Genomic DNA, 25,647 nt, shown 5'->3' with positions numbered 1-25,647 from the left:
TGAACCGCCTTTGGCCATGCGACGAAGTGAATCGCAGGCCCAAAATCGTCAGGTCAATTCAGGCGCAGGAGTATATATTAATGCATTGATATAATTAAATGATGCCCGGAGGGGCGAAGTCGAACCACCGACACGAGGGTTTTCAAGACTTGCGTCTTGTTTGACGTCAGACAGGCTGTGCAGGCCAGATCGAAAACGATCATTTTTTAACAACAGGCCCGTCATATGCATCAAGATACGCCTCGATCCAGCGGATCCGCCCAAATCCTTCGGCGAGAAGTTGAAGATCACTGCGGTTGCGCCGTGTCAGGTCATCTAGTTCGGGCGACCCGTGAAAAGCTACAATCCGGCAGTCTGGCTTTGGCCGGCAGGCGCTGAACCACGCCAAGGGCGGCAGCGGCGCGACCGATTTCTTGAACGGTCCGGTCCATCCTTCAGGCAGGTAGCGCAGGTTTTTCGCGACACCGGTAATAAATTGCTGATCATTTCCGAAATTGGCAAAGCTGCCGTCTGGGTCGGCAACAAACTGGTCCCAAATATTGCTATGGTCGCCTGCGACAAAGCCCAGCGTGGACGAGTTACCGCCACGGTTACTCGGGAACAGCTTGGGAAACCACTGTTCATGGTAGGTTTTCCAGTCTTTGATGATTTGCATCTCATCGGGTTGGATTTGGTTGAAAAAGCACATCAGATCGCCCACCACCGCGATGTCGACATCCACATAAAGAACCTTTGCGCCCGTCGGAAAGACATCCTCTTTGAACAGCGCCACCTTGGGCCACATTCCATCATTCCACTTTGAACGGTCCAACGGGATTTCTGCCTGTGGCACGGACTTGATACCCGGCTCAAGTCCGGTGGGGTCGTCGGTGACGCAGACAATCTCAACGTCGCTGTCCAAATTGACCTTCAAGGCGCGGTAGGTGCGGTTAAATGCGTCTGCAGGATAGCCCACGCCCCATTTTATCATGGTAACAATTTTGATATCGGTATTCATATCTGCCTCTCGCACTGTATCATATGCCCCAAAGGGGCTTGCCGTAAGTGGGTTCGTTACCTGAAGTCGGCTTTGTTGAATTAGTCGGACTAGGGTCGGATTGCCCCTTTTCCACCCGAACTTTTCCTATGGCCTTTGTGAAGGTATGCCATGGGCCGTGTAGCGATTGAGGATGGCGTTATTGCAGAAAACCCGGAAGACACAGAACCTAACACCCTTGACTTAACCACAGACAGAGAGCTGCTCCGACGGGCCGTTCCGCAGCATCTTGGTGGCAGTGAATGTCAGCTCTGGGCCGATAGTGACAGATGCTGCACCATGCACATTTCTACATTAAGGGCGGAGAGCCTCATGTAATAAGCAAATAGAATGCTACAGCTCTGCCGGTCCGCTAAGTGGGGGGGGGTAAATTTTCCAGCCCATCGATATGGGAACCGGTATCAAGTCGAAACTGCACGCATTCACAAATTAGGGCATTCGGAGCATCAATGCGATGAGATGAACGGACAAACCTGAAATCGGCGAACTTTTAGTTTTGGATGACAGGGGGGGCGGTTCTATCTCTTGGTCGAGCAGTTCCAAACCGCCTCGGTTAGAAAATTTTCTTCGCGTGCAGTTTGAAGGTAAAAAGTTGCCACGTCGCCCAATGCCACCTCGCCCAGAAAGGGGGGCTGAGAGGGGGACTTAGATTGGATGTGACGCGCTAACGACTTGTAAATATGTGATATTTATAAGAATTATGGTGCTGCTGGAGAGAATCGAACTCTCGACCTCTCCCTTACCAAGGGAGTGCTCTGCCAGTGAGCTACAGCAGCAACCGATGGGCGGGGTAATAGACTCAAAACGAGTGATCTGCAAGCCCTCTCTGGACGGTTTTTGTGGCATCGGGTAACAAGCGTTATGAGCAGCAAATCGCACCCCAAAACGACCCAATCTCGTGAAGATCGCCTAAAGGCCGCGTTGAAAGAAAATCTTGGGCGGCGTAAGGCGCAAGCGCGTGCTAAGGCGACGAAACTAGCTGACGATCAAGCCGCGCAAGAACCTGGTGCGAATGCGCCACAACAGCCCGGTGCGACTGCGCCAAAACAGAAAGAATAACAGGCATGGATTCCATCGTTGTACGAGGCGGCAAAGCGCTGTCGGGCCAGATTGAGATCGCGGGTGCAAAGAACGCGGCATTGGCGTTGATGCCTGCCACATTGTTAAGCGATGAACCGCTGACGCTGACTAACACGCCACGTTTGTCCGACATTAAAACAATGACGGTGTTGCTGGAATCGCTGGGCGCTGAGATTTCGTCGCTCCAAGATGGCAAGGTGCAGACGATGTCGTGCCATGGGTTGATCAACACGACAGCGGATTATGATATCGTGCGCAAGATGCGGGCGTCGAATCTGGTTTTAGGGCCTTTGCTGGCCCGCGAAGGCCATGCCATTGTATCGCTTCCGGGCGGGTGCGCCATTGGTGCGCGGCCGATGGACATTCACACGGACGGTCTGACGAAGATGGGTGCGCAGATCGACCTTAAGGATGGGTATCTGCATGCCAAAGCGGATGGCGGCAAGCTTAAGGGTGCGGTGATTGATTTCCCGTTTGCGTCCGTTGGCGCGACTGAAAACATCATGATGGCTGCGACATTGGCCAAAGGAACAACCGTTATCAACAACGCCGCGCGCGAACCTGAGATCGTTGATCTGGCGTCTTGCCTTACTAAAATGGGCGCGCAGATTGATGGCGCTGGCACTTCTACGATTACCATTCAGGGTGTCGATCGTTTGCACGGCGCGACGCATCCCGTTGTGACGGACCGCATCGAACTTGGCACTTATATGCTGGCACCGGTGATTGCCGGCGGTGAGGTTGAATGCCTTGGTGGTCGAATGGATTTGGTCGCGGCATTCGCGGAGAAATTGGATGCAGTTGGCGTAAGCGTTGAGGAAACCAAGGCCGGTCTGAAGGTCAAGTTGAACGGCAATCGACCCCGTGCGGTGAATGTCATAACCGAACCATTCCCGGGCTTTCCGACTGATTTACAGGCGCAGATGATGGCGATGCTGTGCTTTGCTGACGGAACGTCAGTGCTGGAAGAAAAGATATTCGAGAATCGTTTTATGCACGCGCCGGAATTGGTGCGGATGGGTGCAAACATAGAAGTTCATGGCGGCACTGCGACCGTGACGGGTGTTGATAAAATGAAGGGCGCGCCTGTGATGGCGACTGATCTACGAGCGTCGGTGTCTCTGATCCTCGCAGGGTTGGCTGCTGAGGGTGAAACGCAGGTCAACCGAGTGTACCACCTTGATCGCGGCTATGAGAATGTTGCGGAAAAGTTGGGCAGCGTCGGTGCGGATATCGAGCGGGTGGCAGGACGATGAATAGTTCAACACGCGACGCAACCTTTGAAGACGGAAACGAAGCGCCCTTGCGTCTGAAAGCCCTGGATATCGAAGATCTGGCCGTGCTGTCGGGCCTTGTGCAAGATGCAGTTTTTCCAGGAACTGAAATGAAATGGGATCGCAGGGCACGTCGCTTTGCGTTGCTGTTGAACCGGTTTCGCTGGGAAGACGCTGACAAAGCAGAGGCTCGCAAGGGTGCCTATGAACGTGTTCAGTCCGTATTGGTGATCGAGGACGCGATGCGCGTGCAGACCAGCGGCGTCGATGCGCGTGATGGCGACATTGTCCTATCGGTTTTGAGCGTGACGTTTGAGGCGGGGACGGATGGTGGCGGATTTGTAGTTCTAACCTTGGCGGGCGATGGCGCGATTCGTGTTGAGGTCGAGGCGCTGGAAATTGTGCTTAAGGACGTGACGCGACCATACGTGGCACCGTCAAAGGCGATGCCGAAACACGACGATTAGACGGTCCCGACAGACGGCAGGAGTTTGAAATGCCACAGTTTTTAGATACTTCCGACATTGATTTTGAAGCTGCGTTTCAAGCATTGCTTGGCGCTAAGCGCGAGGATTCACCCGACGTAGACGCCGTTGTCGCGGGCATCATTGCGGACGTGCGCGCGCGCGGTGATGTTGCTGTGCTTGAATTGACGGCGAAATTTGATCGGTTGCAATTGGACGCAGATGGCCTGCGGTTCACGCGTGCCGAGATGGAAGACTATTGCGCTAAAGTCAGCGACGAAGACCGCGCCGCACTCGAATTGGCCGCGACGCGGATCAGGGATTATCACCTGCGCCAGATGCCCGAAGATGCGTTCTGGACGGACGAGGCGGGTGCGTCACTCGGGTGGCGCTGGACGCCTGTGTCGGCGGCTGGATTGTACGTGCCTGGCGGCATCGCGACCTATCCTTCAAGCGTTTTGATGAATGCGGTGCCTGCGAAAGTTGCGGGCGTTGGGCGTTTGGCCATGGTTGTGCCAACGCCGGACGGCATGGTAAACCCCCTTGTTCTTATGGCGGCGCGCATCGCTGGCGTGGATGAAATTTACCGCATAGGCGGCGCGCAAGCGGTTGCGGCGCTGGCCTATGGTACCGAAACGATTGCGCCCGTGGATAAGATCACCGGTCCGGGGAACGCCTATGTTGCGGCGGCGAAACGACGGGTATTTGGCAAGGTCGGCATCGATATGATCGCAGGGCCGTCGGAAATTTTGGTCATAGCCGATAAGGACAACGATCCAGACTGGATCGCGCTGGATTTGCTGTCACAGGCTGAACACGACGAGAGTGCGCAATCGATCCTGATCACCGATGATGCGGCATTCGGTCAGGCTGTGGCACGCGCGGTTGAAGCGCGGTTGCAGACCTTGGAACGTCGCGCGGTGGCGGGGCCAAGCTGGCGTGATTATGGCGCGATCATTACCGTGAAGAACATGGCGCAAGCTGTTGTTTTATCAGATATAATGGCGCCTGAGCATCTGGAGATTTGTGTCGCGGATGCAGATGGTATGGCGGATAAAATCACCCATGCGGGCGCGATATTTATTGGCGCGTGGACGCCGGAAGCCATCGGCGATTACGTTGGCGGGCCGAACCATGTTTTGCCGACGGCGCGGTCTGCGCGGTTTTCTAGTGGGTTGTCAGTGATGGATTTTCTAAAGCGCACGACGCTTGCGAAAATGTCGCCAGATGCGCTGGCGGCGATCGGCCCGGCGGCCGAACGACTTGCCATTTCCGAAAGTTTACAAGCACATGGGTTGAGCGTGCGTGCGCGGCTCGACAAGTTGAATAGGGACTAGGGTTTTGGCAAAGATTATCCACATTGAACTGGACGATAGCGCGCTGCCGCCGCCGACGCCCGAGATTGAACAGGAACGCAAAGTTGCGATGTTTGATCTGTTAGAAGATAACTCATTTATCTTGCCGACCCGCGATGGAAAAGAGGCACCTACGGGGCCGTACCGGTTGGGGCTTTCTATTCGCCAGAAGCGCTTAGTTTTTGAAATTAAAACAGAAAAAAGCGAAGCGGCAGGTGAGTTTCATTTGTCTCTCGGCCCGTTCCGACAAGTCGTCAAAGACTACTTTCTGATTTGTGAGAGCTATTTTGACGCGGTCAAGACCGCCGCCCCAAGCCAGATTGAGACAATCGATATGGCGCGACGTGGCATCCATGATGAGGGCGCGCGCATCCTGCAAGAGCGCTTGGAGGGGAAGGCCGAAGTCGACTATGACACCTCACGGCGCCTGTTTACGCTCATCTGTGTTTTGCATTTCGGGGGCTGATTTGGATCGCTTGCCACAGTCCATTTTGTTTTGTTGTGACCATAATTCTGTGCGCTCACCCATGGCCGAAGGACTGGCAAAAAAATTATATGGAACAGGTGTTTACTTACAATCCGCTGGTGTGAAATCCTATCTTGATATTGATGGTTTCGCGGTGGCTGTGTGCATGGAGCTAGGGATTGAGCTGTCGCGCCATCGCAGCCGATCATTTGATGAAATGGTGCAATGGGGGGATGATTTGTCGTCTTTCGATTTGGTCGTCGCCTTGTCGCCCGCCAGCCAGCGCCGCGCGCAGGAATTGACGCGCCATGCCCACTTGGAGGTTGAGTACTGGCCGATCTTGGACCCGACAGGTTTGGGCGAAGGCCGCGACGACCGCCTAGCGTCGTATCGTCAGGCCCGCGACCAGATCCATGGCCGCCTGATTGCCCGTTGGGGCACCGGAAATAGCGAAGATTGACGGTTTTGTACAAAACTTTGCCCCCGTGTTGCATGGTTTGTACAAAATTTTGGGCCGCGCGAGCCCTGCGTTAAAAACGCCGCACGCGTTAAGAGTCAGTTAGCCCTTGAAAATCCCTCCGCCCCAGCGCATTTACGCCCTGTCCGCAAAATTGCGGACGTTTTTGATGGAGAGAACATGGCCAAGGAAGAACTGCTCGAATTTCCAGGCGTCGTAAAAGAACTCTTGCCGAACGCGACATTCCTGGTCGAGCTGGAAAACGGCCATACGATCATCGCGCATACGGCAGGCAAGATGCGGAAAAACCGCATCCGTGTTCTGGCAGGCGACAAGGTACAGGTCGAGATGACCCCCTATGATTTGACCAAAGGTCGGATCAATTATCGGTTTAAATAGCGCGAAACGAAGTTTCGCGCAGCGGGTAAGCGATTTGCCGAAGGCAATTTGCGGCCGCTCGCGGGCCAAAGGTTAAGTGCATGTCGAACCCTAAACTCATTCTAGGCTCAGGTTCCCCGCGCAGGTTGGAGCTTTTGGCGCAGCTTGGGCTGTTGCCAGATGCTGTGCGCGCACCTGATATCAATGAGGACCCGAAAGAGGCAGAAAAGCCGCGCGATTATGTGCGGCGTATGGCGCATGAAAAGGCGCAAGCGTCCGTATGTGCGGCTGATGAGGTCGTGTTGTGCGCGGACACCACGGTTGCCGTGGGTCGCCGTATTCTGGGCAAGCCTGCGGACGCGGCCGAGGCGGAAGCGTTTTTGCGGCTGATGTCCGGGCGACGCCACAAAGTCATCACCGCCATTGCGATCAAGACACCGGAAGGCATCCGGGTGAAGGACGTTGTGACGGACGTTAAGATGAAGCGGTTGAGCGACGTTGAAATCGCCGGTTATCTGGCGACGGATGACTGGCGCGGCAAGGCGGGTGGTTATGCCATTCAAGGACCGGCCAGCGCGTTCATTCCGTGGATCTCAGGGTCGTATTCGGCGGTGGTGGGGCTGCCTTTGGCGGAGACGGCGAATGTATTGCAATCGGCTGGCATCGGGCTTTGGTCCCAAGCAGGGCCGAAATGATGAAGGAAAAATTATGAAGGGACGCATGATCGTTCTGGACCATGTGGGGGGCCGTGAGGCTGCTGCGCTTATGGTTGATGGAATTCTGCAGGACTTGATGATTGACGATGAGGGCGCGCCGCGCCCCGGTGCGATTTTTCGCGCGATCTGTGATCGTCCGCTAAAAGGGCAGGGCGGCATGATGTTGCGCCTGCCCGATGGTGAAATAGCGTTCTTGCGCCATGGGAAGGGGCTTGCGCCCGGTCAGGCGATTTTGGTGCAGGTGACGGGATATGCCGACGACGGCAAAGCCATTCCGGTGACCGACCGCGTGTTGTTCAAAAGCCGCTATGCGATTGTGACGCCTGGCAAGCCTGGCATCAATGTCAGCCGCCAAATCAAAGAAGACGACGTGCGCGAACGCCTGTTGGCCTGCGCCCATGATGCGGGCGTGTCTGACGGGTTCGGTTTAATCCTGCGCTCATCGTGCGAGGCGGCAAGCGAGGAGGACATTGGCGAAGACATTGCGGCGATGGACGCTTTGGCTGCCGCAATTATGGCTGACACGGATGGTGTCGCCGAAATGTTGACCGAGGGCGACGGGCCGCATGGTTTGGCGTGGCGCGAATGGGTCGAGGCGGCGCAGGTCGTCACCGACGATGGTGGATTTGAAGACCACGGCGTGCTGGACCAGATCGCGGCGATTGCAAGCCCGCGCGTCGCGCTTGAGGCGTCGGCGTTCATGTACGTCGAGCCCACACACGCCTTGATCGCCGTGGATGTGAACACAGGCGGCGACACGTCTCCTGCGTCCTCGCTGAAGGCGAATTTGGCAGCGTGCAAGGTCTTGCCGCGGGCGTTGCGCCTGCGCGGGCTTGGTGGGCAGATTGTGATTGATATGGCGCCGATGCCAAAGACGATGCGCAAACAGGTTGAAGCGGCGATGCGATCGGCCTTTCGCGCCGACAGTATTGATACGGCGCTGGTCGGCTGGACGCCGCTGGGCCACTTTGAATTGCAGCGCAAACGTGAAAGGCTGCCAATCCCGATGGGGTTAGCGTAATGGCCTGCCCGATCTGTGACAAAGAGACGAATGCAGCGTTCCGCCCGTTCTGTTCCAAACGCTGTGGCGATGTCGACTTGGCGAAATGGCTGGGCGGTGGCTACGCCATTGCGTCAACGGATCCTGATGACATGGATGAGTTGATCGACGCGCTTGAGAAAGCCGCTGAGGACCCTGAATTGCCGCGTCCGTCCTGACTGTGAAGTGGTCCTGCTTTTAGGGCAGTTTGCGGCTTGTCTAAGATGGACCTGTCACGGTTTAGTTCCGGTCTCTTTCGAGCAATGTTTGCTATGAAGGAGATATGGAATGGCAACGAGATACACAGACGTGTTTCGGCGTGATGCGGTGCGCAAATCGTCCACGCTTTGCACAACATGTCCGAAATCGCTTTTTGGCCATGCACTTATATATCGTGATATCTTTCCATAATTTTTGTCTAGGACCTCATGAGGAATCCGCATAAGGGTACGAAATGGGACGCTTTTTTGGAAAATATATGTTTTTTAACCCGATTATCTGAACTTGACTCAGAACTTGACTATCGGGAAATTCAGAACCGAATAATCTTCGTCATCCTGCATTTTCCAAAGATAGATATTGAACAAACGTTCTGCCAAAAAACCGTATAATCTAGATTGATCTTGATCCCTGGAGACATCAATTTTATTGCCCTCAACATGCTCCAAGATTGGCATAATGAAACGCATCCAGCCATCAAAGAAATCCTTGGATTCAAACATCAAGTGCAACGGTTGATTTGAAGGCCGCGATTTCGTCGGCCATGGCTTCAGCGGGTGTTCTCCAACCGAGAGTTTTTCTCGGGCGGTTGTTCATCAGGTTTGCAACGTCGTTCAGCCATGTTTGGCTTGCACCGTTCAGGTCAGTTCCTTTGGGCATGTACTGACGCAGCAGTCCGTTGGTGTTCTCGTTGCTGCCACGCTGCCAAGGCGCATGCGGATCGCAGAACCAGATATCGATCTTCAACCGTCTGGCGAGTTCGGGGTGGCAGGCCATTTCGGAGCCGCGGTCGTAGGTCATGCTCTTGCGCAAAGCAGCGGGTAGTCGTCTCATCTGGCGGGTGAAGCTGTCGAGCGCGGCCTCGGCCCCATTGCCGTCCATTTTGCAAAGAATGACAAAGCGTGTCTTGCGCTCGACCAAGGTCCCCACTGACGAGCGATTGAATGCGCCCTTGATGAGGTCGCCCTCCCAATGGCCTGGTACCAGTCGCGCTTCGATCTCTTCAGGGCGATTGATAATGCGCAATGATTCCGGGACCATAGCACTGCCCGCCGCTGTCCTGCGCTTGAGCCCACGCTTAGGCTTCGCTTGACGCAACGCCTCGATCATCGCCGCCTTCAGCCCACCACGTGGCTGCGCGTAAATCGCGGCATAGATGGTCTCATGGCTCACATGGGCGGATGGATCATCAGGCTTCATGAGACGCAGTCTCTGCGCAATCTGCTCAGGCGACCAGTGCAGATGTACGAGCTTGCCATGAACAAAACGATAAAGATCGCTCCCCTCCACAAGCTTGCGCTCGCGGCGGCAGCGCGCACGCCGGGCATCATAGGCCTGCCGCGCCGCTTGCGGGCAATAGCTGCCGTCTTCCTGCCGACCTCGCGCCAGCTCACGGCAGATCGTGCTCGCCGGGCGATGCAAAAGCTGGCCGATCAACCGCTGACTGCTGCCCCTATTATGCTCGGCTAATATCACGCCACGGTCCTCGCTGCTGAGGTGCTTGCTTCGTATGTCCATCACAACATCCTATGCCCAAAGGGCTCTGAGTGTTGCATTTGAAACTTGAGCCTAAGACTCGCCCGCGCGCACCCCGTGATATACGCTTCAAATGGAGTTATATCTTTGGTGCCGCTTGTCCCGCACGTGGTACCGCCGCAGGTCTCGTCCTGCCCTACGTCAACGCCGAGGCTATGGGGCTGCATCTTGATGAGATCGCAAAAGCTGTCGCACCCGGCTCACATGCCTTGCTGATTGTTGATGGGGCGGGTTGGCATGGCGCAAAATGTTTGCAGGTGCCAGATAAAATTACGCTCGTTAAGCTGCCACCGTATTCACCCGAACTGAACCCCATGGAAAACGTCTGGGCTTATCTGCGAGCCAATAAACTCGCAATCACAGTTTTCGACACCTATGACGAAATACTCGACAAATGTGCACAAGCTTGGAACTTCTTTGCGAACGACCCAGAGCGAATAAGTTCAATCACAGATCGAGAATGGGCAAGGGTCACTTAATTCGGCCGTTGGTATAAATAGGTTGGTGGAGGCAAAATAACGCGTTTATCTTCGAGCAAGCTATTCAATCTAATTGGGCTCATGCCGAATAAAAACCGTGCATATGATTTATCAAGAAAGCCTGGCTTTTGACGTTTGTAGGTAAGGCGAATTCTTCAAAAAGTGACATATCTCCTGTAATGAAAGAAGCCAACGTAGTCAGAACGTGTATTCTTCCAAACCCAGTATTGCCCTGTTAATTCACAGTAACCAGAGTTTTTTGATGAAATATTCTTTCCACTGCTTGGATTCAAACATCAAGTGCAACGGTTGATTTAAAGGCCACGATTTCGTCGGCCATAGCTTCAGCGGGTGTTCTCCATCCGAGGGTTTTTCTTGGACGGTTGTTCATCAGGTTTGCAACGTCGTTGAGCCATGTTTGGCTTGCACCGTTCAGGTCAGTTCCTTTGGGCATGACCTGACGCAGCAGTCCGTTGGTGTGGGGATGTCCCGTACGATGTTGAAAATCGGGCGAGTGGCGCTGCTTGATTGATGGTTAGGCGACGTCCTTGATTTGGTCAAGCGTTACGGTATTGCGATGATCTAGCAAAGCTTGCTTGAGAATGGGGAGTTGCTTGTAGGCCTTTAGGCGGCGGAAGCCTTTCGCGGCTTCCAGCATACCAGCCCCTGTCCAGCGCAGCGCCATTTTTGCATCGCGCCAGCGTTTGACGTTTCGACAGACCTGTCGGATCACGCTGTTCATAGAGAGTTATGGTGGAATTTGGGTGATGGCGTGATTTGAAAGGCGGCGTATTGTGGCAGGTGTCAAAGCCGGCCAGAACCTCACAAGGAGCAATACGCCTATGAAGAACGATACACAGATCCTGCCGTTCCACCAATCGGAAACGATCGTAGATCCGTTGACAGAGCTTGCACGGGAGGGTGCCCGCCGGATGTTGGCGGAAGCGCTGAAAGCCGAAGCTGATGCATTTGTCGCCAGCTTTGCAGATGAACAGCTGGAGGATGGCCGCCAGCGGATTGTGCGGCATGGATTTGGCCCTGAACGGCAGATCCAGACCGGCATTGGTTCTCTGGATGTCCAGCGGCCCAAGGTGCGCGACCGGCTGGCAACACCTGATCCGTCCAAAAAAATCCGCTTTACATCGAACATACTGCCGAAATGGGCGCGCCGCTCGGTAAGCTTAGATGCCTTGTCGCCGGTGCTTTATCTGAAAGGCATTTCAACGGGTGATTTTCAAGAAGCGCTGTCAGCCATTATGGGCACCGACGCGCCGAACCTTTCGCCAAGCGTCATTTCGCGACTGACGGCTGGATGGCAGGCACAATATGACACCTGGACCCGGCGTGATCTCTCTGCTCGTCACTATGTCTACATCTGGGCCGATGGCGTCTATCTTCAGGCCCGGATGGAAGAAAATGCCGAATGCATGCTGGTGATCATCGGTGCAACACCGGAGGGCAAGAAAGAATTGATCGGCTTTCAGGTCGGTCTGCGGGAGAGCGCACAGAGTTGGCATGAGTTACTGACCGACATAAAAAGTCGTGGGTTGTCCGTCGCACCGGAAATTGCGGTTGGTGACGGGGCCATGGGGTTTTGGAACGCGCTGGACAGGGCATTTCCAGGCACAAAACACCAACGGTGTTGGGTGCATAAGGTGAAGAATGTTCTGAATTGTTTTCCCAAGCAGATGGCACCGGCTGTGAAGTCAGATCTGGATAACATCCAGCACGCAGGGACGCGCAAAGAAGCAGAAGCGGCGCTGGCAGTGTTCTCTGAGAAATATGAGGTCAAATATCCAAAGGGCGTTGCATGTCTAATCAAGGATCAAGACGCGATGCTCGCATTCTTTGATTTTCCGGCGGAACATTGGGGCCATCTACGCACTTCAAACCCTATAGAAAGCGTGTTTGCCACCGTCCGACACAGAACGGTTCGTACCAAAGGCGCACTGTCGCAAAAAACTGCAAAGCTGATGGTTTTTACCCTCATTCAGGCCGCATCAAAGAAATGGTTGAGGCTCAAGGGTAGAAACCAGTTGCCAAAAGTCATCGATGGCATCAAATTCAACGACGGTGTCGAAGTGACCGGTGACACCGAAAACCACGCCGCCTGATGATGCGCGTCACCCAAATTCAAGCATAGCTGTTCATAGATTCAATGATGTTGGTGCTGGCCAATGAGCGTCTCAATTCCACAGGTAGCCCCAACCTAACAACAGTTAGAATTTCGTCTAGGCCCTCAAGGATCGACTTTGAAACGTCCGGAGCCTCAAGCTCTAGTCGCTGGGCAAGATTCCGCATCAACCGCTCGGCTTTGTCGGCATCATCAAGCTCCCATGCTTGCTTCAGCGCGCGGCGTACGGAGGCGTGCAGCTTTGGAGGAAGCCTGTCAGTTATGTTGCGGGCCTTGTGTATCTGGCATCTTTGGATGGGAATATCGGCACCAAATGTGCGCCGAATTGCCTTGGTCAGTGCCTTAGCCCCATCTACGATGAACAAATAGCAGCCCGCTGGATCGAGCCCACGCTCTATCAGATTGTCCAAAAGCGCCTGAACCGTCGCGGCGTTCTCGGTCGCCCCTTCAATGACGCCCAGAGGGTGCTTTTCGCCTGAAACCTCCACACCCACGGCCGCAAGCACCAACAAATGATCGTCCAAATGCAGCCCGTCGATCTGGATCGCTACAAGGTCAAGCTCCGATAGATCAGATGACATCCACTCATCCAGGCGCGCTTGGGTGAGTGCTTTGAAGCGACGCGAAACTGCTGACCTGGACAGCCCGCTCCCTGCCTTATTAGGCACCTTCGCTTCGGGCAGCCGTACAGCTCGGTCATACTTACGGGTGGAAACATTCATCAACATTAGGCTCATTGCCCATTGTTCAAGGAAGCCACCCGAGGAGGCCTCTTCCCAGCTCGGCAGGACAATCTCTTTACCGGTCACTTTATCGCGCACACGGGCGCGCTCCAGCTCAATCTTCCCACCATGGAACCCAACCTGACCTTTCGCGGTGCCCCATCTGTGGCCAGGCTTGTCAGTGCAATGCTCGTATCGGCCACCCGCCAGCGTATCTGCGTCCTCACCAAACATCTGAACCAGACTGGCGACGCCCGCCGTCAGGCAGAACTGCTCGAAGCTCTCGCCAACTTTGTCCCAGGCTGTTTCCACGAGTTGATGAACATTCGACGCGCTGGCAAGTCCAGCGCTTGCTGTGATAGTCTTCTTCATGGTGTTGCTTCCTTTTGCGATTAAACACCCAGAGCCTACGGCTCAGGGGAAGCAACGCCACCCTAAATTAAAATTTCAACATTCTTCGGGACATTCCCCCGGTTTCCGCCCTTAATGTAGAAATGTGCATGGCGCAGCATCTGTCACTATCTCCCCAAAGCCAACTTCCGGCCACCGTCCAAATGCTGCGTCGCAGCTTTCGCATTGCTGCCATCCATGCACACCGCAGCATTTTTTTGCAGCAACGTCAGTCTGACAGACAAAGCTGCCGCTCACATCGAACACGTGAGTAGAGAAATGTCTTTCCTGGTTGAAATGGTTGTCAGCCGAGGCGTGGACGGAGACGAATTTTTGCAAACTTCGCGTTCGGCGGAAGCGCAGCATGCGCTCGCTCTCTTCGTCGAAACGGCAAGTGGGAATTCTTGGCGCGATTGTTTTTCCAGCGGCCGGTCTCCTGGCGATCTGCGTTGCCGATAACCTTCATCGCAGCGCCATAAGACCGTAAAAGATCAGACACGATCACATGTGGTCGACCATATCGTTCCATTGATTTTCTGTAACTCCCAAGCACCCCAGCCGATAACGGGTTTTTGTCAGTTTTGATGTGAGTCTCCTTGGCCATTAGGCGCATGAATTTTCTGTTGTGGTCTGAATTTCGTGGCGCTGTGACGATTTCTCTGAATCATTGGTGGAATGGACCAAGTTACTGCTCTTGAACAACTCCTCGCCACGGCTCTGCGCAGGATCGCCGAGTTGGAAGCCGCGTTGGCGAGCATGGCGCAAGAGAATGCGGATCTGCGGCGTCAGTTGGCCAAGAACAGCAGTAATAGCAGCAAGCCGCCTTCGAGTGATGGGTTGAAGAAGCCGGTACCGCGTAGCCTGCGTGGTAAGTCCGGTAAGAAAAGTGGTGGTTAAGTTGGCCACCGAGGCGACACCCTACGTCAGACAGCAACGCCTGACTTTGTGGAGTGACATGAGGCTGAGGCCTGTGGCACCTGTCAGCATGGCTTGACGGCTGGGATGATCAAGGCGGTGGAGAGGCGTCAGGTTTATGACATACCGGTGCCGCGTCTGGAGGTCACAGAGCATCAGGCAGCGATTTATTGTTGTGGCCATTGCCGAGCCACGACGACAGCCACCTTTCCCGATGGCGTGAATGCACACGTGCAATACGGTAAGCGCATTCGGGCGGCGGCGGTCTACTGCAATGTTCAGCAGCTGATCCCCGAGGATCGGGTCTGCCAACTCCTGCGTGATTTGTTTGGTGCCACCAGCCTATGCGCGGCCAGCGTGACCAACTGGGTGAACGGCACAGCGCGTACCTTGGGTGGCGTCGTCGAACACATTCTGGCCCGGCTCAATGAAGGCGGCGTTCGGCATCTGGATGAGACCGGACTTCGTGTTGATGGTAAGCTGCACTGGCTGCACTCAATCAGCGATCTCGCCTTCACGCATTATCGCATCAGCGCCAAGCGCGGTGCTGTTCCATCCTTCCTGACCGGCGGGACAATTGTTCATGACCACTGGAAGTCCTATTACGCCCATATGATACCAACGGCCGAATTAAGTGACCCTTGCCCATTCTCGACCTGTGATTGAACTTATTCGCTCTGGGTCGTTCGCAAAGAAGTTCCAAGCTTGTGCACATTTGTCGAGTATTTCGTCATAGGTGTCGAAAACTGTGATTGCGAGTTTATTGGCTCGCAGATAAGCCCAGACGTTTTCCATGGGGTTCAGTTCGGGTGAATACGGTGGCAGCTTAACGAGCGTAATTTTATCTGGCACCTGCAAACATTTTGCGCCATGCCACCCCGCCCCATCAACAATCAGCAAGGCATGTGAGCCGGGTGCGACAGCTTTTGCGATCTCATCAAGATGCAGCCCCATAGCCTCGGCGTTGACGTAGGGCAGGACGAGACCTGCGGCGGTACCACGTGCGGGACAAGCGGCACCAAAGATATAACTCCATTTGAAGCGTATATCACGGGGTGCGCGCGGGCGAGTTCCACGCTTGGCCCATTTACGGGTGAGTGTCCCCTGTTGTCCAACGCGGGCTTCATCTTGGAACCATACCTCAAGAGGCTTCCCCTTTGCATGTTCTGGCAGAGTATCGCTTACGAGGCTGGTAAAGTTTTTTTAAAAGTCTGCTGCGCTTCGCGATCAGTTTTCGGATGCTCTGGACGCACAGACAGGCGGCGAAAGCCATGCTTGGTTAGATATTTCCCAATCGTACGCACATGCAGTTTCACGTCGAACCCCTCTTCAACACGAGCCTGCAAGTCGACACAACGCCATCGTACTACGCCATCTTTTACTGGGTCGGGCCCGGCCTCCACCCACGCCACAAATTGCGCCTGTTGCTTGGGCGACAACCGTGGTTTTGCCCCCTTGCCATTCCGATCCGATAACCCCTCAATGCCTTCTGCGTTAAAGCGATGCGCCCAATCCCGAAGTGTTTGTCGATCCATACCACTGCTGCGGGCAGCCGTTTCACGATCCACCCCATCAAGCACCAGCGCTATGACCAGTAGTCGCCGTACAACCCGCCCATCCTTGGTTCGCTTTGCCGCACGGCGCAAATCTTTCGCAGACATATCCGTGCGCGTAATTTTTATGGCTCCACCCATGAGCACCTCCCAATCTATGGAGAATATTGATTCAGAGTTTACCAAAACTTAAAGTAACTCCCAAGCACCCCAGCCGATAACGGGTTTTTGTCAGTTTTGATGTGAGTCTCCTTGGCCATTAGGCGCATGAATTTTCTGTTGTGGTCTGAATTTCGTGGCGCTGTGACGATTTCTCTGAATCATTGGTGGAATGGACCAAGTTACTGCTCTTGAACAACTCCTCGCCACGGCTCTGCGCAGGATCGCCGAGTTGGAAGCCGCGTTGGCGAGCATGGCGCAAGAGAATGCGGATCTGCGGCGTCAGTTGGCCAAGAACAGCAGTAATAGCAGCAAGCCGCCTTCGAGTGATGGGTTGAAGAAGCCGGTACCGCGTAGCCTGCGTGGTAAGTCCGGTAAGAAAAGTGGTGGTTAAGTTGGCCACCGAGGCGACACCCTACGTCAGACAGCAACGCCTGACTTTGTGGAGCGACATGAGGCTGAGGCCTGTGGCACCTGTCAGCATGGCTTGACGGCTGGGATGATCAAGGCGGTGGAGAGGCGTCAGGTTTATGACATACCGGTGCCGCGTCTGGAGGTCACAGAGCATCAGGCAGCGATTTATTGTTGTGGCCATTGCCGAGCCACGACGACAGCCACCTTTCCCGATGGCGTGAATGCACACGTGCAATACGGTAAGCGCATTCGGGCGGCGGCGGTCTACTGCAATGTTCAGCAGCTGATCCCCGAGGATCGGGTCTGCCAACTCCTGCGTGATTTGTTTGGTGCCACCAGCCTATGCGCGGCCAGCGTGACCAACTGGGTGAACGGCACAGCGCGTACCTTGGGTGGCGTCGTCGAACACATTCTGGCCCGGCTCAATGAAGGCGGCGTTCGGCATCTGGATGAGACCGGACTTCGTGTTGCTGGTAAGCTGCACTGGCTGCACTCAATCAGCGATCTCGCCTTCACGCATTATCGCATCAGCGCCAAGCGCGGTGCTGTTCCATCCTTCCTGACCGGCGGGACAATTGTTCATGACCACTGGAAGTCCTATTACGCCCATATGAGTGGGGTGGACGCGCACGCCCTGTGCGGGGCGCATCATTTACGGGAACTCAAGGCCATCGAAGAAATCGAAAAGGAGCCGTGGGCGTGCGCGATGAGCGTGCTGCTCAACAGCGCCAATCAGCTCAAGTGCGCGGCTCAGGGGCGAGGCGAGACCGAACTCCCCACGTCGGTTCACCACGGCATCCTCACCAAATACATGGCGATCCTCACCGAGGGCCTCGCCTTCCATGAGCGACAAGACCCACTGGCTAGACGCACTGGTGCGCGAGGCCGAAAAGCCAGGCGGCCAGGCCATAACCTTCTGGTCCGCTTGCGCGACTACCGTGATGACGTCCTAAGGTTCCTTACGGACTTCACAGTTCCCTTCACCAACAATCAGGCCGAACGGGACCTGCGCATGATGAAGTTGCGCATGAAAATCTCGGGAACTTTCCGCACCCTCGAGGGCGCGCAGGTCTTCGCTGACATCAGATCCGTCATCTCGACGGTCAGAAAACACGGGGGCAATATCCTCGAAACACTCACCCTATCACCACAACAGATCATCGCTCGGCTCTAACGTCGCAAGGGCAACACAAAACCCGATATCCGATGGGGTCCTTGGGAGTTACAACTTAAAACCAAATAAATGAGTCAGATATTCTGGCCGCTGGTATGAGTGGGGTGGACACGCACGCCCTGTGCGGGGCGCATCATTTACGGGAACTCAAGGCCATCGAAGAAATCGAAAAGGAGCCGTGGGCGTGCGCGATGAGCGTGCTGCTCAACAGCGCCAATCAGCTCAAGTGCGCGGCTCAGGGGCGAGGCGAGACCGAACTCCCCACGTCGGTTCACCACGGCATCCTCACATTTGAGCTATGACTGAATCTGGTGTTTGAGTGGTTTGAAGGTTGGCGGCGTATCTGGTTGAATTGTTGTTGGAAGACAGCAGCCCAACCAAAGGAGATACACCACCATGGGAACTACTAACATTGTTGATTTTGCGCGTCGAGACGAGATGACGGACGCGTTGACGGAGTTGCTGAAAACGGGAGCACAACAATTGATCGCGACAGCAGTTGAGGCTGAGCTTGTCAGTTATTTGGCGCAATTTACCGGCTTACGCACCGATGCCGGTCACGCGGCAGTCGTGCGTAATGGACATCATCCGGCCCGCCCGTTTCAAACGGGCATTGGCCCTGTGAGCGTGCGCATTCCAAAGGTTCGGTCCAAGGACGGCACACCGGTGACATTCCGGTCTGCCCTGGTGCCGCCCTATGTGCGCCGCACGAAGACGCTGGAAGCGGCCTTGCCATGGCTTTACCTCAAAGGGATCTCCAGCGGCGAGATGGCTCCCGCCCTCAAGGTTCTTCTGGGCCCAGATGCCGTTGGCTTGTCGGCTAATACGGTTTCGCGTTTAAAACGCGATTGGGCCAATGAATACGAGGCTTGGAAAGGCGCTGAGTTAGATGACGAGCCCATCGTCTATATCTGGGCCGACGGCGTTCACAGCGGCCTTCGGGGCGAGGATGACAAGCTCTGTGCCCTTGTTATTATTGGGGTAACTGCCCGTGGCAAGAAGCGATTTCTGGCAATTGAGGATGGGGTGCGCGAGTCCACGCAGAGCTGGCGCGAGGTTCTGCTTAACCTCAAAAGCCGAGGCATGAATGCGCCCAAACTGGCCATCGGGGACGGTGCCATGGGGTTTTGGGCGGCCATGGACGAAGTCTATCCTGAGACCCGCCATCAACGCTGTTGGCAACACAAAACGATGAACGTGCTCAATTGTTTACCCAAGCTGTCTCAGCCAAAAGCCAAGGCCGCGCTGCACGACATCTGGCAGGCCGAGACCAAAGTCGATGCAGAAAAGGCGTTCGATCTGTTCATCAAAACCTACGAACCCAAATATCCCAAGGCCACACTATGCCTGCAAAAAGATCGTGAGGAACTCATGGCATTCTTCGACTTCCCGGCGCAGCATTGGCAAAGCATCCGCACTAGCAATCCAATTGAATCGGCCTTCGCGACGATCCGGCATCGTACCAAGCGTTCAAAGGGCTGCCTGTCACGCGATGGCATGCTGCACATGATGTTCAAACTGGGGCAATGTGCTGAGTAAAATTGGAGGAAGCTACGCGGCTTTGACTACCTCGCAAAAGTCATCACAGGCGTCACGTTCAAAGACGGAATCGAAACCACAAACCCCGACCAGATCACCGCATGACCAACAATACTCAAACACCAGATTTGACAATAACTCCTCACCAAATACATGGCGATCCTCACCGAGGGCCTCGCCTTCCATGAGCGACAAGACCCACTGGCTAGACGCACTGGTGCGCGAGGCCGAAAAGCCAGGCGGCCAGGCCATAACCTTCTGGTCCGCTTGCGCGACTACCGTGATGACGTCCTAAGGTTCCTTACGGACTTCACAGTTCCCTTCACCAACAATCAGGCCGAACGGGACCTGCGCATGATGAAGTTGCGCATGAAAATCTCGGGAACTTTCCGCACCCTCGAGGGCGCGCAGGTCTTCGCTGACATCAGATCCGTCATCTCGACGGTCAGAAAACACGGGGGCAATATCCTCGAAACACTCACCCTATCACCACAACAGATCATCGCTCGGCTCTAACGTCGCAAGGGCAACACAAAACCCGATATCCGATGGGGTCCTTGGGAGTTACGATTTTCTTAAAATTTCAGCGCCGCCTTGCGATCCTGGCGCTTGCTGACATAGCTTTCAAGCACTTCGCCCTCGTGATCCACAGTCCTCCAGAGATAGTGGGTTTCTCAGATATTTTCACGAACACCTTGTCCAAATGCCATTGCCAATTCGAATGAGCACGAAGTTGGTGAATCAGTTTCTCTCAGATCTCAGTGGCAAACATCGGGCCAAAACGGTTCCACCAAAACCGCACCGTCTCATGGCTGATCTCGATGCCACTTTCGTGTAGGAAATCTTCGACATTCTGGAGCGAAAGTGGAAAACGAACATACATCATAACCGCTAGACGGATGATTTCGGGGGACGTCTTGCAGTAGCGGAAAGGGGAATGATCTGTCATCCGGAGACCCTAAACGGCCAACCTGCATGGTTCAAGCCAGTTTCCTCTGACAGTGCCAATATGTAGGCGATCCCCATTTTGCCAATAAGCAAGAACAACGGGATAAGGGATCGTCTTTAGGTAGCGCAAGGGGCTGTGTTTTGTCATCCGGCGATGCTAATTTCTCGACCTGCCCGCTTCAACAAGTCTTCTTCTCACCGCGCCTCCTTTTCTATTTGATGTCGATGCCAATGACGGCGGCGCAGTCACCGGCTTTGATCAAGCCTGGAAAATGCCTGCAAATCACAAGGCCCGAGATTTTGGCGGTGTAGTCTATCGGCGGGATGCCTGTGCGCGCGACCGGCCAGACGCGGGCAACGACGTCGTCTTTTGCGACCGTGTCGCCCAGATCAACCATGGGTTCAAACAGTCCGTAATCTTGGCTGAACACAAAACACTCTCCGTCTGGCATGTCGATATTGACCGTGGGATCAAGCTGTAAGTCCCCTTGCAGAATGCCTGCGTGGATCAGGACATTGCGGATGCCTTTCTTGGCGATGGCGATGGATTTCGCCGTGGCCGAACCGCCTCCACCCAACTCGGTGGACCCAAAGACCTTGCCCATATCTTCGACTGCCGTGTCGTACATGCCCACGTTGTCGATTTCCAATAGCATCACCGAATAGGGCGCGTTGAATGCCTGCATCAGGGCGACGCAGGCGGCCTCTTGTGCTTTGTCCTCCAGCAGATGAGCTGCGGCAAAGGGCACAAAGTCCAGCGTTTTGCCACCTGAGTGAAAGTCAAAAACAACGTCCGCCATCGGCACCAGAACCCGTTGAAAATAATCCGCAACTTTCTCGGTTGGGGTGCCGTCGGGGCGGCCGGGAAAGCTTCGGTTCATGTTGCCTTTGTCGATGGGCGAGGTGCGGGTGCCCGCGCAGTATGCGGGATAGTTGAAGGCGGGCACGATGATGACGCGGCCCGTGATGTCCTCGCGCTGCAAAGTGACCGTCAGCTCTTGCAAGGCCACCGGACCTTCATATTCGTCGCCGTGATTGGCCCCGGTCAAAAGCGCAGTTGGCCCATCGCCATTTTTGATCACGGTGATTGGGATCATGATCGATCCCCAGGCGCTGTCGTCGCGGCTATAGGGCAGTTTCAGGAACCCATGGTGGATGCCGTCTACATCCAGCGGAATGGTCGGTGTGATGGGAGAGGCTTTCATGGTGTTAGTCCTTTACCACCATCTTGCGCGGCACATTGGTCAGACATTCGGGGCCGGCTTCGCCAATTCGGATACTTTCGGTGATTTCAAAACCCCAGTCTTCCATCCAGAGGCCCGTCATAAAGTGGAACGTCATGTTTTCCTGCAAAACAGAGGTATCACCGTGGCGCAGAGACATCGTTCGTTCGCCCCAGTCAGGTGGATAGCTGACGCCGATGGGATAGCCCGTGCGGCTGTCTTTGGTAATTCCGTATGTCTTGAGGACATCAAAGAACGCCAGCGCGATATCCTCGCAGGTATTTCCGACGCGGGCTTTCTCCAGCCCGGCCTCCATGCCCTCCAACACGGCTTTTTCTGCATCTAGAAACGTCTGCGTCGGCTTGCCCAGAAACACCGTGCGCGACAAGGGGCAGTGGTAGCGTTTGACCACGCCTGCGATCTCAAAGAACGTCCCCTCGCCGGACTTCATAGGCTCGTCGTCCCACGTCAGATGCGGGGCAGAGGCGTCAGCCCCGGAGGGCAGCAGGGGCACCAATGCCGGATAATCGCCACCGGCGCCAATGTCAGGGTCATAGCGCAGGGCTGCGTCATAGATGTCCGCGACCAGATCACATTTGCGGATGCCCGGTTCGACCTTGTCCACGATTCGCTCGTGCATGCGGCCCACGATTTTTTCAGCTTGGCGCATCAGGATCAGTTCCGCCTCGGATTTGACCGCGCGCTGCCAGTTGACCAGTGCCGTTGCGTCCGAGAAACGGGCGTTCGGCAGGTGCGTTTGCAGCGACGCAAAGGCGGCAGCAGAGAACCAGTAGTTGTCCATTTCTACGCCAAAAGTGCCCTTGGCGAGGCCGCGGTTGGATAGCTGTGCCGACAGGTAATCCATTGGGTGCCGTTCGGTCGATTGCACATAATGGTCTGGGTAGCCGATGATGTTGGCAGGATCCATGAAACAGGTGCGGAGCGCGCCGTTGGCATCCTGGCTGCGTCCGTACCAGATAGGCTCTCCATACAGCGACAGCACCACACATTGATGCACGTAAAACGACCAGCCGTCATAGCCCGTTAGCCAGTTCATGTTGGAGGGGTCCGAGATGATCAGTAAATCAAGGCCGCCGTCCAGCATCGCGGCACGGGTCTTGGCGATGCGCTGGTCGAATTCCGTGCGGGTAAAGTTGAGTTTTGGGGTCGGCATGGGCGGCTCCGCTTGGGCTAGCTGGTGAAAATGGCACCCGTCCCAGCGGCGTCTGCACGCTGGTGGGCGAGGTTTGCGATGGCGGTGTCCTGCACCCCAGTGCCGGTCAGGTCGGCGATGGTGATATCTGCGTCCGATTGGCGACCTGGCACATTGCCAGCAGCGACATCGCCCAGTTCCGGAAACGACAGATTGGCGCTGATTACGCCCGCCGCGATGGCACTGCGCAATTCGCCTTTGATCGCGCATTGGGCTTGGCTGTCGGGGACATAGAGTTTGGCCTTGGCCAGACAGCTCGGATCAAGTTCTACTTTGTGGTCCTGATCCGACCCCATGGCTGTGATGTGCTGGCCTGGTTGCAGCCAGTCGCCCATCACCAGCGGTCTGTCCGACGGGGTGGTTGTGACGATGATATCTGCGTACCTTACCGCACTTTCCAGGTCGGCGCAGGCTGACACGTCGATGCCCAGTTCATCACCCACGGCGGCAGCGGTCGCGGCGGCCTTATCAGTATCCCGCGCCCAGATCGTCGCAGTCGTGATCGATCGAACCAGCGTCAGCGCCTTCAATTGCAACCTCGCCTGCACGCCTGCGCCGATGATGCAGACCTTTTTCGCATCAGGCCGCGCCAAGTGTTGTGCAGCGATAGCACCCGCCGCCGCTGTGCGCACATCTGTGAGATATCCGTTATCCAGCAGCAGGGCCTCTAACATGCCGGTTCTGCTGGAAAACAGCACCAAGAGTCCTGACGTGCTGGGCAGGCCAAGCGTGGGATTGTCGAAAAATCCGGGGCTCATTTTCACAGCGAAGCTGTCAAGACCTGGCACATAGGCGGTCTTAACGCAGACCTCGCCGTTATGATCGGGGACGATCAGTGTCATGATCGGCGGCATTACGACGTGCCCGCCAGCAAGCGCGACAAAGCCCTGCGCAATGCAATTCACCGCAGCCATGTCCAGCGGCACCAGAGCGCGCAACTCAGCCTCAGTCAGTATTTTGATATCGGGCACTTAGTGCTCCCCCGTGACGTCTACATCTTCACCGCCGATGATCCGGTGGTGCAGAACCATGTCAATGTTTCCACCGCTCAGCAGCAGTGCCGCTGGGCCGTTAGGTTTGACTTTTCCCGACAGGAGAGCAGCAATCCCCACTGAGCCTGACCCTTCGATGATCTGGTTTTCACACCAATAGGCGTGGCGGACGGCGGCTGCGATCTCCGCCTCGGAAACTAGCACGATCTCATCCACCAAATCGCGGGTCATGCCAAAGGTATAGGCGTTGTCCGATCCGATGCCGCCGCCCAAGGAATCCGCCAGAGTGGCAAGTTCCGGCACGATCATCGGCTGGCCCGCTTGTTGGCATTGGTACATGGCCGCGCCACGTTCCATGGACACGCCAATCACTCGGATGCCGGGAATGCGCGCCTTAAGCGCGGCCGCGACGCCCGAAATCAGACCGCCGCCCGACAGTTGTATCATCACGGTCGTCAAGTCGGGCAGATCGTCGACCAATTCCAGCCCGATGGTGCCTTGGCCCGCAATGATATCGGGGTGATCGAAAGGCGGGATCATCGTCATGCCTTCGGCGACCAAGCGGTCCACCTCGACCTGCGCGTCGTCTTGGCTGCGCCCAACGATGCGCACCTCAGCCCCTTGCGCCTTGATCCCGTCAATTTTGTTTTGCGGCACTAGTTCGGACATGCAGATGATGCACCGCACCCCGTTTTGGCGCGCCGCATAGGCCAAGCCACGCCCATGATTGCCGGTCGAGACACCCACAACGCCCCGTGCCCGTTGCGCGTCGCTCAGTTGCAGAACCGCATTCGTCGCCCCGCGCAATTTAAAACTGCCAGTGCGCTGGTGATGCTCAAGTTTTAGATGCACCGGAACACCCGTTTTGTCGCTTAAATGCGCAGACAGCTCTGTGCGGGTTCTATGGACAGTTCCCGCAATGCGGCCCTGTGCGGCTACAATGTCCTCTAGGCCAATCGATCTATCACTGCTCATGCACTGACTCCCTGTTTGTGGTCTGGCAAAGCATGTTGAAAAAGCTGACCCCATTTATTCGACGTCTGCACCAATCCCGTATGGTTCATCAGCGCCCACGCGCTGGCTTGATTGGACGTCACCACCGGTTTGCCCGTCTGGCGTTCAAGTTCCGCAATAACATCCACCGCCTGCAAACCAGTGCAGGATAAAAAGAACGCCTGCGTCTGGGCCGTCTCAGTCTCTAAAGCGGCCCGCAGGATCATATCTGGGTCAACCCGTGCCATATCGCGATCGTCTTCCAGTCCCAAGCAGCGGAACTTTTCGATTTTAAGTCCGTGTAGTTTGAAATAATCGGCCATCGGCAGGCTGGTCTCAATAAGATAGGGGGTCAGAACCGAAATATGCTGCACGTTGAGGGCAGAAAACGCGCCGAGCGCCGCACCGCTTGGCGTGACCACAGGTACGCCCGGACGTGCAGCGTGAATGGATGCAGTAATCTCAGCGTCGCCAATCACGACGGACGCTGCCGTGCAGCTGTAACACACCGCATCCAGCGTCTCTCCCGGCAGGATCAATTCGGCCGCCGCAGTTATCTTTGGGGCCATTTTGCGCAGATTGTCGGGTGTGGTTGGATTGGCAAATGCGATCCGCGTGCCGTAAACACCCGCACGCTCCATCGGTATGATCCGGGCAAAGTCGCGCTCAGTCGTTAAATCTGTTGCAAGCGCGATCAGCCCGATCTTCTTGCGGTCTGAACGTGCCTCCAGCACGACCTGTTCGCTGGAAATTGTAACGCTATTAATCATCACGACATC

General features: G+C 55.5%; 27 protein-coding genes, 1 tRNA gene and 7 pseudogenes. 19 read left to right on the top strand and 16 right to left on the bottom strand.

Translation table 11 applies throughout. From position 1 onward, the window contains the following. Positions 1 to 199 precede the first annotated feature (199 nt). Both OA238_RS13100 and OA238_RS13095 read right to left on the bottom strand, forming a co-directional pair. Positions 200 to 997, bottom strand: coding sequence for a hypothetical protein (locus OA238_RS13100; RefSeq protein ID WP_044036792.1), 798 nt, complete (start codon positions 995 to 997; stop codon positions 200 to 202). Positions 998 to 1,737: 740 nt separating this feature from the next. Continuing rightward, positions 1,738 to 1,812: transfer RNA gene (locus OA238_RS13095), tRNA-Thr, on the bottom strand. 85 nt (positions 1,813 to 1,897) lie between these two features. On the opposite strand from OA238_RS13095, the gene OA238_RS13090 reads away from it, so the two are divergent. From OA238_RS13090 to OA238_RS13045, 10 genes are all read left to right on the top strand, one after another. Next, positions 1,898 to 2,095, top strand: coding sequence for a hypothetical protein (locus OA238_RS13090; RefSeq protein ID WP_044036790.1), 198 nt, complete (start codon positions 1,898 to 1,900; stop codon positions 2,093 to 2,095). Positions 2,096 to 2,100: 5 nt separating this feature from the next. Continuing rightward, positions 2,101 to 3,372, top strand: a complete 1,272-nt coding sequence (gene murA / locus OA238_RS13085; RefSeq protein ID WP_015495536.1) for a UDP-N-acetylglucosamine 1-carboxyvinyltransferase — start codon at positions 2,101 to 2,103, stop codon at positions 3,370 to 3,372. Further along, entirely contained in the window at positions 3,369 to 3,857 is a 489-nt protein-coding gene (locus OA238_RS13080; RefSeq protein ID WP_015495535.1) for a DUF2948 family protein, read from the top strand. The genes murA and OA238_RS13080 overlap by 4 nt, the downstream gene beginning before the upstream one ends. A 29-nt stretch (positions 3,858 to 3,886) precedes the next feature. Further along, the gene (gene hisD, locus OA238_RS13075) at positions 3,887 to 5,191 is read left to right on the top strand and encodes a histidinol dehydrogenase (protein ID WP_015495534.1); all 1,305 of its coding nucleotides are present in this window, start codon (positions 3,887 to 3,889) and stop codon (positions 5,189 to 5,191) included. Positions 5,192 to 5,195: 4 nt separating this feature from the next. Further along, positions 5,196 to 5,675: a UPF0262 family protein gene (locus OA238_RS13070; RefSeq protein ID WP_015495533.1), complete on the top strand. Its 480-nt coding sequence runs from the start codon at positions 5,196 to 5,198 to the stop codon at positions 5,673 to 5,675. A gap of 1 nt (position 5,676) precedes the next feature. Next, positions 5,677 to 6,135, top strand: coding sequence for an arsenate-mycothiol transferase ArsC (locus OA238_RS13065; RefSeq protein WP_044038289.1), 459 nt, complete (start codon positions 5,677 to 5,679; stop codon positions 6,133 to 6,135). A gap of 177 nt (positions 6,136 to 6,312) precedes the next feature. Next, positions 6,313 to 6,531: a translation initiation factor IF-1 gene (gene infA / locus OA238_RS13060; RefSeq protein WP_008186030.1), complete on the top strand. Its 219-nt coding sequence runs from the start codon at positions 6,313 to 6,315 to the stop codon at positions 6,529 to 6,531. Positions 6,532 to 6,611: 80 nt separating this feature from the next. Beyond that, positions 6,612 to 7,205: a Maf family protein gene (locus tag OA238_RS13055; RefSeq protein ID WP_015495531.1), complete on the top strand. Its 594-nt coding sequence runs from the start codon at positions 6,612 to 6,614 to the stop codon at positions 7,203 to 7,205. Positions 7,206 to 7,218: 13 nt separating this feature from the next. Continuing rightward, on the top strand, positions 7,219 to 8,247 hold the full coding sequence (locus OA238_RS13050; RefSeq protein ID WP_015495530.1) for a ribonuclease E/G: 1,029 nt from the start codon (positions 7,219 to 7,221) through the stop codon (positions 8,245 to 8,247). Beyond that, complete coding sequence (locus tag OA238_RS13045; protein WP_044036786.1) at positions 8,247 to 8,444, top strand: DNA gyrase inhibitor YacG; 198 nt, start codon at positions 8,247 to 8,249, stop codon at positions 8,442 to 8,444. Before OA238_RS13050 ends, OA238_RS13045 begins: the two co-directional genes overlap by 1 nt. Positions 8,445 to 8,774: 330 nt before the next feature. Here OA238_RS13045 and OA238_RS35030 read toward each other — a convergent pair whose 3' ends face one another. Together OA238_RS35030 and OA238_RS13035 are read right to left on the bottom strand one after the other, a co-directional pair. Further along, positions 8,775 to 8,942: a DUF4422 domain-containing protein gene (locus tag OA238_RS35030; protein WP_420806495.1), complete on the bottom strand. Its 168-nt coding sequence runs from the start codon at positions 8,940 to 8,942 to the stop codon at positions 8,775 to 8,777. A 37-nt stretch (positions 8,943 to 8,979) separates the two neighbouring features. Next, complete coding sequence (locus OA238_RS13035; RefSeq protein WP_015494757.1) at positions 8,980 to 10,002, bottom strand: IS30 family transposase; 1,023 nt, start codon at positions 10,000 to 10,002, stop codon at positions 8,980 to 8,982. A 29-nt stretch (positions 10,003 to 10,031) separates the two neighbouring features. Between OA238_RS13035 and OA238_RS13030 the strand changes: the two genes are divergently transcribed. Next, complete coding sequence (locus OA238_RS13030; protein WP_083906725.1) at positions 10,032 to 10,499, top strand: IS630 family transposase; 468 nt, start codon at positions 10,032 to 10,034, stop codon at positions 10,497 to 10,499. A gap of 155 nt (positions 10,500 to 10,654) precedes the next feature. Here the strand turns inward: OA238_RS13030 and OA238_RS35025 are convergent, their stop codons facing one another. The 3 genes and pseudogenes from OA238_RS35025 to OA238_RS13020 all read right to left on the bottom strand — a co-directional run. After that, a complete protein-coding gene (locus OA238_RS35025) occupies positions 10,655 to 10,792 on the bottom strand; it encodes a DUF4422 domain-containing protein (protein WP_083906724.1) in 138 nt (45 codons plus the stop codon). After that, positions 10,789 to 10,980 (bottom strand): annotated as a pseudogene (locus tag OA238_RS31785) (IS30 family transposase); the annotation flags it as partial. The pseudogene OA238_RS31785 and the gene OA238_RS35025, both read right to left, overlap by 4 nt. Positions 10,981 to 11,034: 54 nt before the next feature. Beyond that, positions 11,035 to 11,244, bottom strand: a pseudogene (locus OA238_RS13020) (IS256 family transposase); the annotation flags it as partial. Between the two features lie 97 nt (positions 11,245 to 11,341). Between OA238_RS13020 and OA238_RS13015 the strand changes: the two are divergent. After that, the gene (locus tag OA238_RS13015) at positions 11,342 to 12,613 is read left to right on the top strand and encodes an IS256 family transposase (RefSeq protein WP_015495529.1); all 1,272 of its coding nucleotides are present in this window, start codon (positions 11,342 to 11,344) and stop codon (positions 12,611 to 12,613) included. Between the two features lie 28 nt (positions 12,614 to 12,641). On the opposite strand, the pseudogene OA238_RS13010 reads toward OA238_RS13015, so the two are convergent. Then, positions 12,642 to 13,727 (bottom strand): annotated as a pseudogene (locus tag OA238_RS13010) (IS256-like element ISOan3 family transposase); the annotation flags it as partial. Between the two features lie 297 nt (positions 13,728 to 14,024). Then, positions 14,025 to 14,283: pseudogene (locus tag OA238_RS33820) on the bottom strand (DDE-type integrase/transposase/recombinase); the annotation flags it as partial. 137 nt (positions 14,284 to 14,420) lie between these two features. On the opposite strand from OA238_RS33820, the gene OA238_RS33815 reads away from it, so the two are divergent. Then, positions 14,421 to 14,642: a DUF6444 domain-containing protein gene (locus OA238_RS33815; RefSeq protein WP_015495645.1), complete on the top strand. Its 222-nt coding sequence runs from the start codon at positions 14,421 to 14,423 to the stop codon at positions 14,640 to 14,642. 105 nt (positions 14,643 to 14,747) lie between these two features. After that, positions 14,748 to 15,326, top strand: coding sequence for an IS66 family transposase (locus OA238_RS33810; protein ID WP_044036782.1), 579 nt, complete (start codon positions 14,748 to 14,750; stop codon positions 15,324 to 15,326). Here OA238_RS33810 and OA238_RS30200 read toward each other — a convergent pair. Further along, positions 15,291 to 16,354, bottom strand: a protein-coding gene (locus OA238_RS30200; RefSeq protein ID WP_085982761.1) for an IS630 family transposase whose coding sequence is annotated in 2 segments (ribosomal slippage) — positions 15,291 to 15,850 and positions 15,850 to 16,354 — 1,065 coding nt in all. Because the reading frame shifts where the segments join, the coding sequence is not laid out codon by codon here. The two genes, OA238_RS33810 and OA238_RS30200, sit on opposite strands and share 36 nt — an antisense overlap. A gap of 190 nt (positions 16,355 to 16,544) precedes the next feature. Here OA238_RS30200 and OA238_RS33805 point away from each other — a divergent pair. The 5 genes and pseudogenes from OA238_RS33805 (at position 16,545) to OA238_RS30195 (ending at position 20,015) form a co-directional block, all read left to right on the top strand. After that, the gene (locus OA238_RS33805) at positions 16,545 to 16,766 is read left to right on the top strand and encodes a DUF6444 domain-containing protein (RefSeq protein WP_015495645.1); all 222 of its coding nucleotides are present in this window, start codon (positions 16,545 to 16,547) and stop codon (positions 16,764 to 16,766) included. Between the two features lie 15 nt (positions 16,767 to 16,781). Further along, a pseudogene (gene tnpC, locus OA238_RS12980) lies at positions 16,782 to 17,960 on the top strand (IS66 family transposase); the annotation flags it as partial. Positions 17,961 to 18,055: 95 nt separating this feature from the next. Next, a complete protein-coding gene (locus OA238_RS12975) occupies positions 18,056 to 18,262 on the top strand; it encodes a hypothetical protein (RefSeq protein WP_044036780.1) in 207 nt (68 codons plus the stop codon). Positions 18,263 to 18,356: 94 nt separating this feature from the next. Further along, positions 18,357 to 19,604, top strand: a pseudogene (locus OA238_RS12970) (IS256-like element ISOan6 family transposase). Positions 19,605 to 19,652: 48 nt separating this feature from the next. Continuing rightward, entirely contained in the window at positions 19,653 to 20,015 is a 363-nt protein-coding gene (locus OA238_RS30195) for an IS66 family transposase (protein ID WP_420806486.1), read from the top strand. A gap of 62 nt (positions 20,016 to 20,077) precedes the next feature. Here the strand turns inward: OA238_RS30195 and OA238_RS12955 are convergent. The 6 genes and pseudogenes from OA238_RS12955 to eutA all read right to left on the bottom strand — a co-directional run. Further along, a pseudogene (locus tag OA238_RS12955) lies at positions 20,078 to 20,448 on the bottom strand (IS6 family transposase); the annotation flags it as partial. A gap of 211 nt (positions 20,449 to 20,659) precedes the next feature. Beyond that, positions 20,660 to 21,652 carry a N(2)-acetyl-L-2,4-diaminobutanoate deacetylase DoeB gene (gene doeB / locus OA238_RS12950; RefSeq protein WP_015495524.1) on the bottom strand — a complete coding sequence of 331 codons (993 nt, stop codon included), beginning with the start codon at positions 21,650 to 21,652 and terminating at the stop codon, positions 20,660 to 20,662. A 4-nt stretch (positions 21,653 to 21,656) separates the two neighbouring features. Then, the gene (doeA, locus tag OA238_RS12945) at positions 21,657 to 22,844 is read right to left on the bottom strand and encodes an ectoine hydrolase DoeA (RefSeq protein ID WP_015495523.1); all 1,188 of its coding nucleotides are present in this window, start codon (positions 22,842 to 22,844) and stop codon (positions 21,657 to 21,659) included. A 17-nt stretch (positions 22,845 to 22,861) separates the two neighbouring features. Beyond that, positions 22,862 to 23,854, bottom strand: coding sequence for an ectoine utilization protein EutC (gene eutC / locus OA238_RS12940; protein WP_015495522.1), 993 nt, complete (start codon positions 23,852 to 23,854; stop codon positions 22,862 to 22,864). Continuing rightward, positions 23,855 to 24,850, bottom strand: a complete 996-nt coding sequence (eutB, locus tag OA238_RS12935) for a hydroxyectoine utilization dehydratase EutB (protein ID WP_015495521.1) — start codon at positions 24,848 to 24,850, stop codon at positions 23,855 to 23,857. Continuing rightward, complete coding sequence (gene eutA, locus OA238_RS12930) at positions 24,847 to 25,638, bottom strand: ectoine utilization protein EutA (protein ID WP_015495520.1); 792 nt, start codon at positions 25,636 to 25,638, stop codon at positions 24,847 to 24,849. The genes eutB and eutA overlap by 4 nt, the downstream gene beginning before the upstream one ends. Positions 25,639 to 25,647: the final 9 nt, after the last annotated feature.

Source organism: Octadecabacter arcticus 238, assembly GCF_000155735.2.
Classification (GTDB): Bacteria; Pseudomonadota; Alphaproteobacteria; order Rhodobacterales; family Rhodobacteraceae; genus Octadecabacter; species Octadecabacter arcticus.
This window is presented reverse-complemented; position numbering and strand designations above follow the sequence as displayed.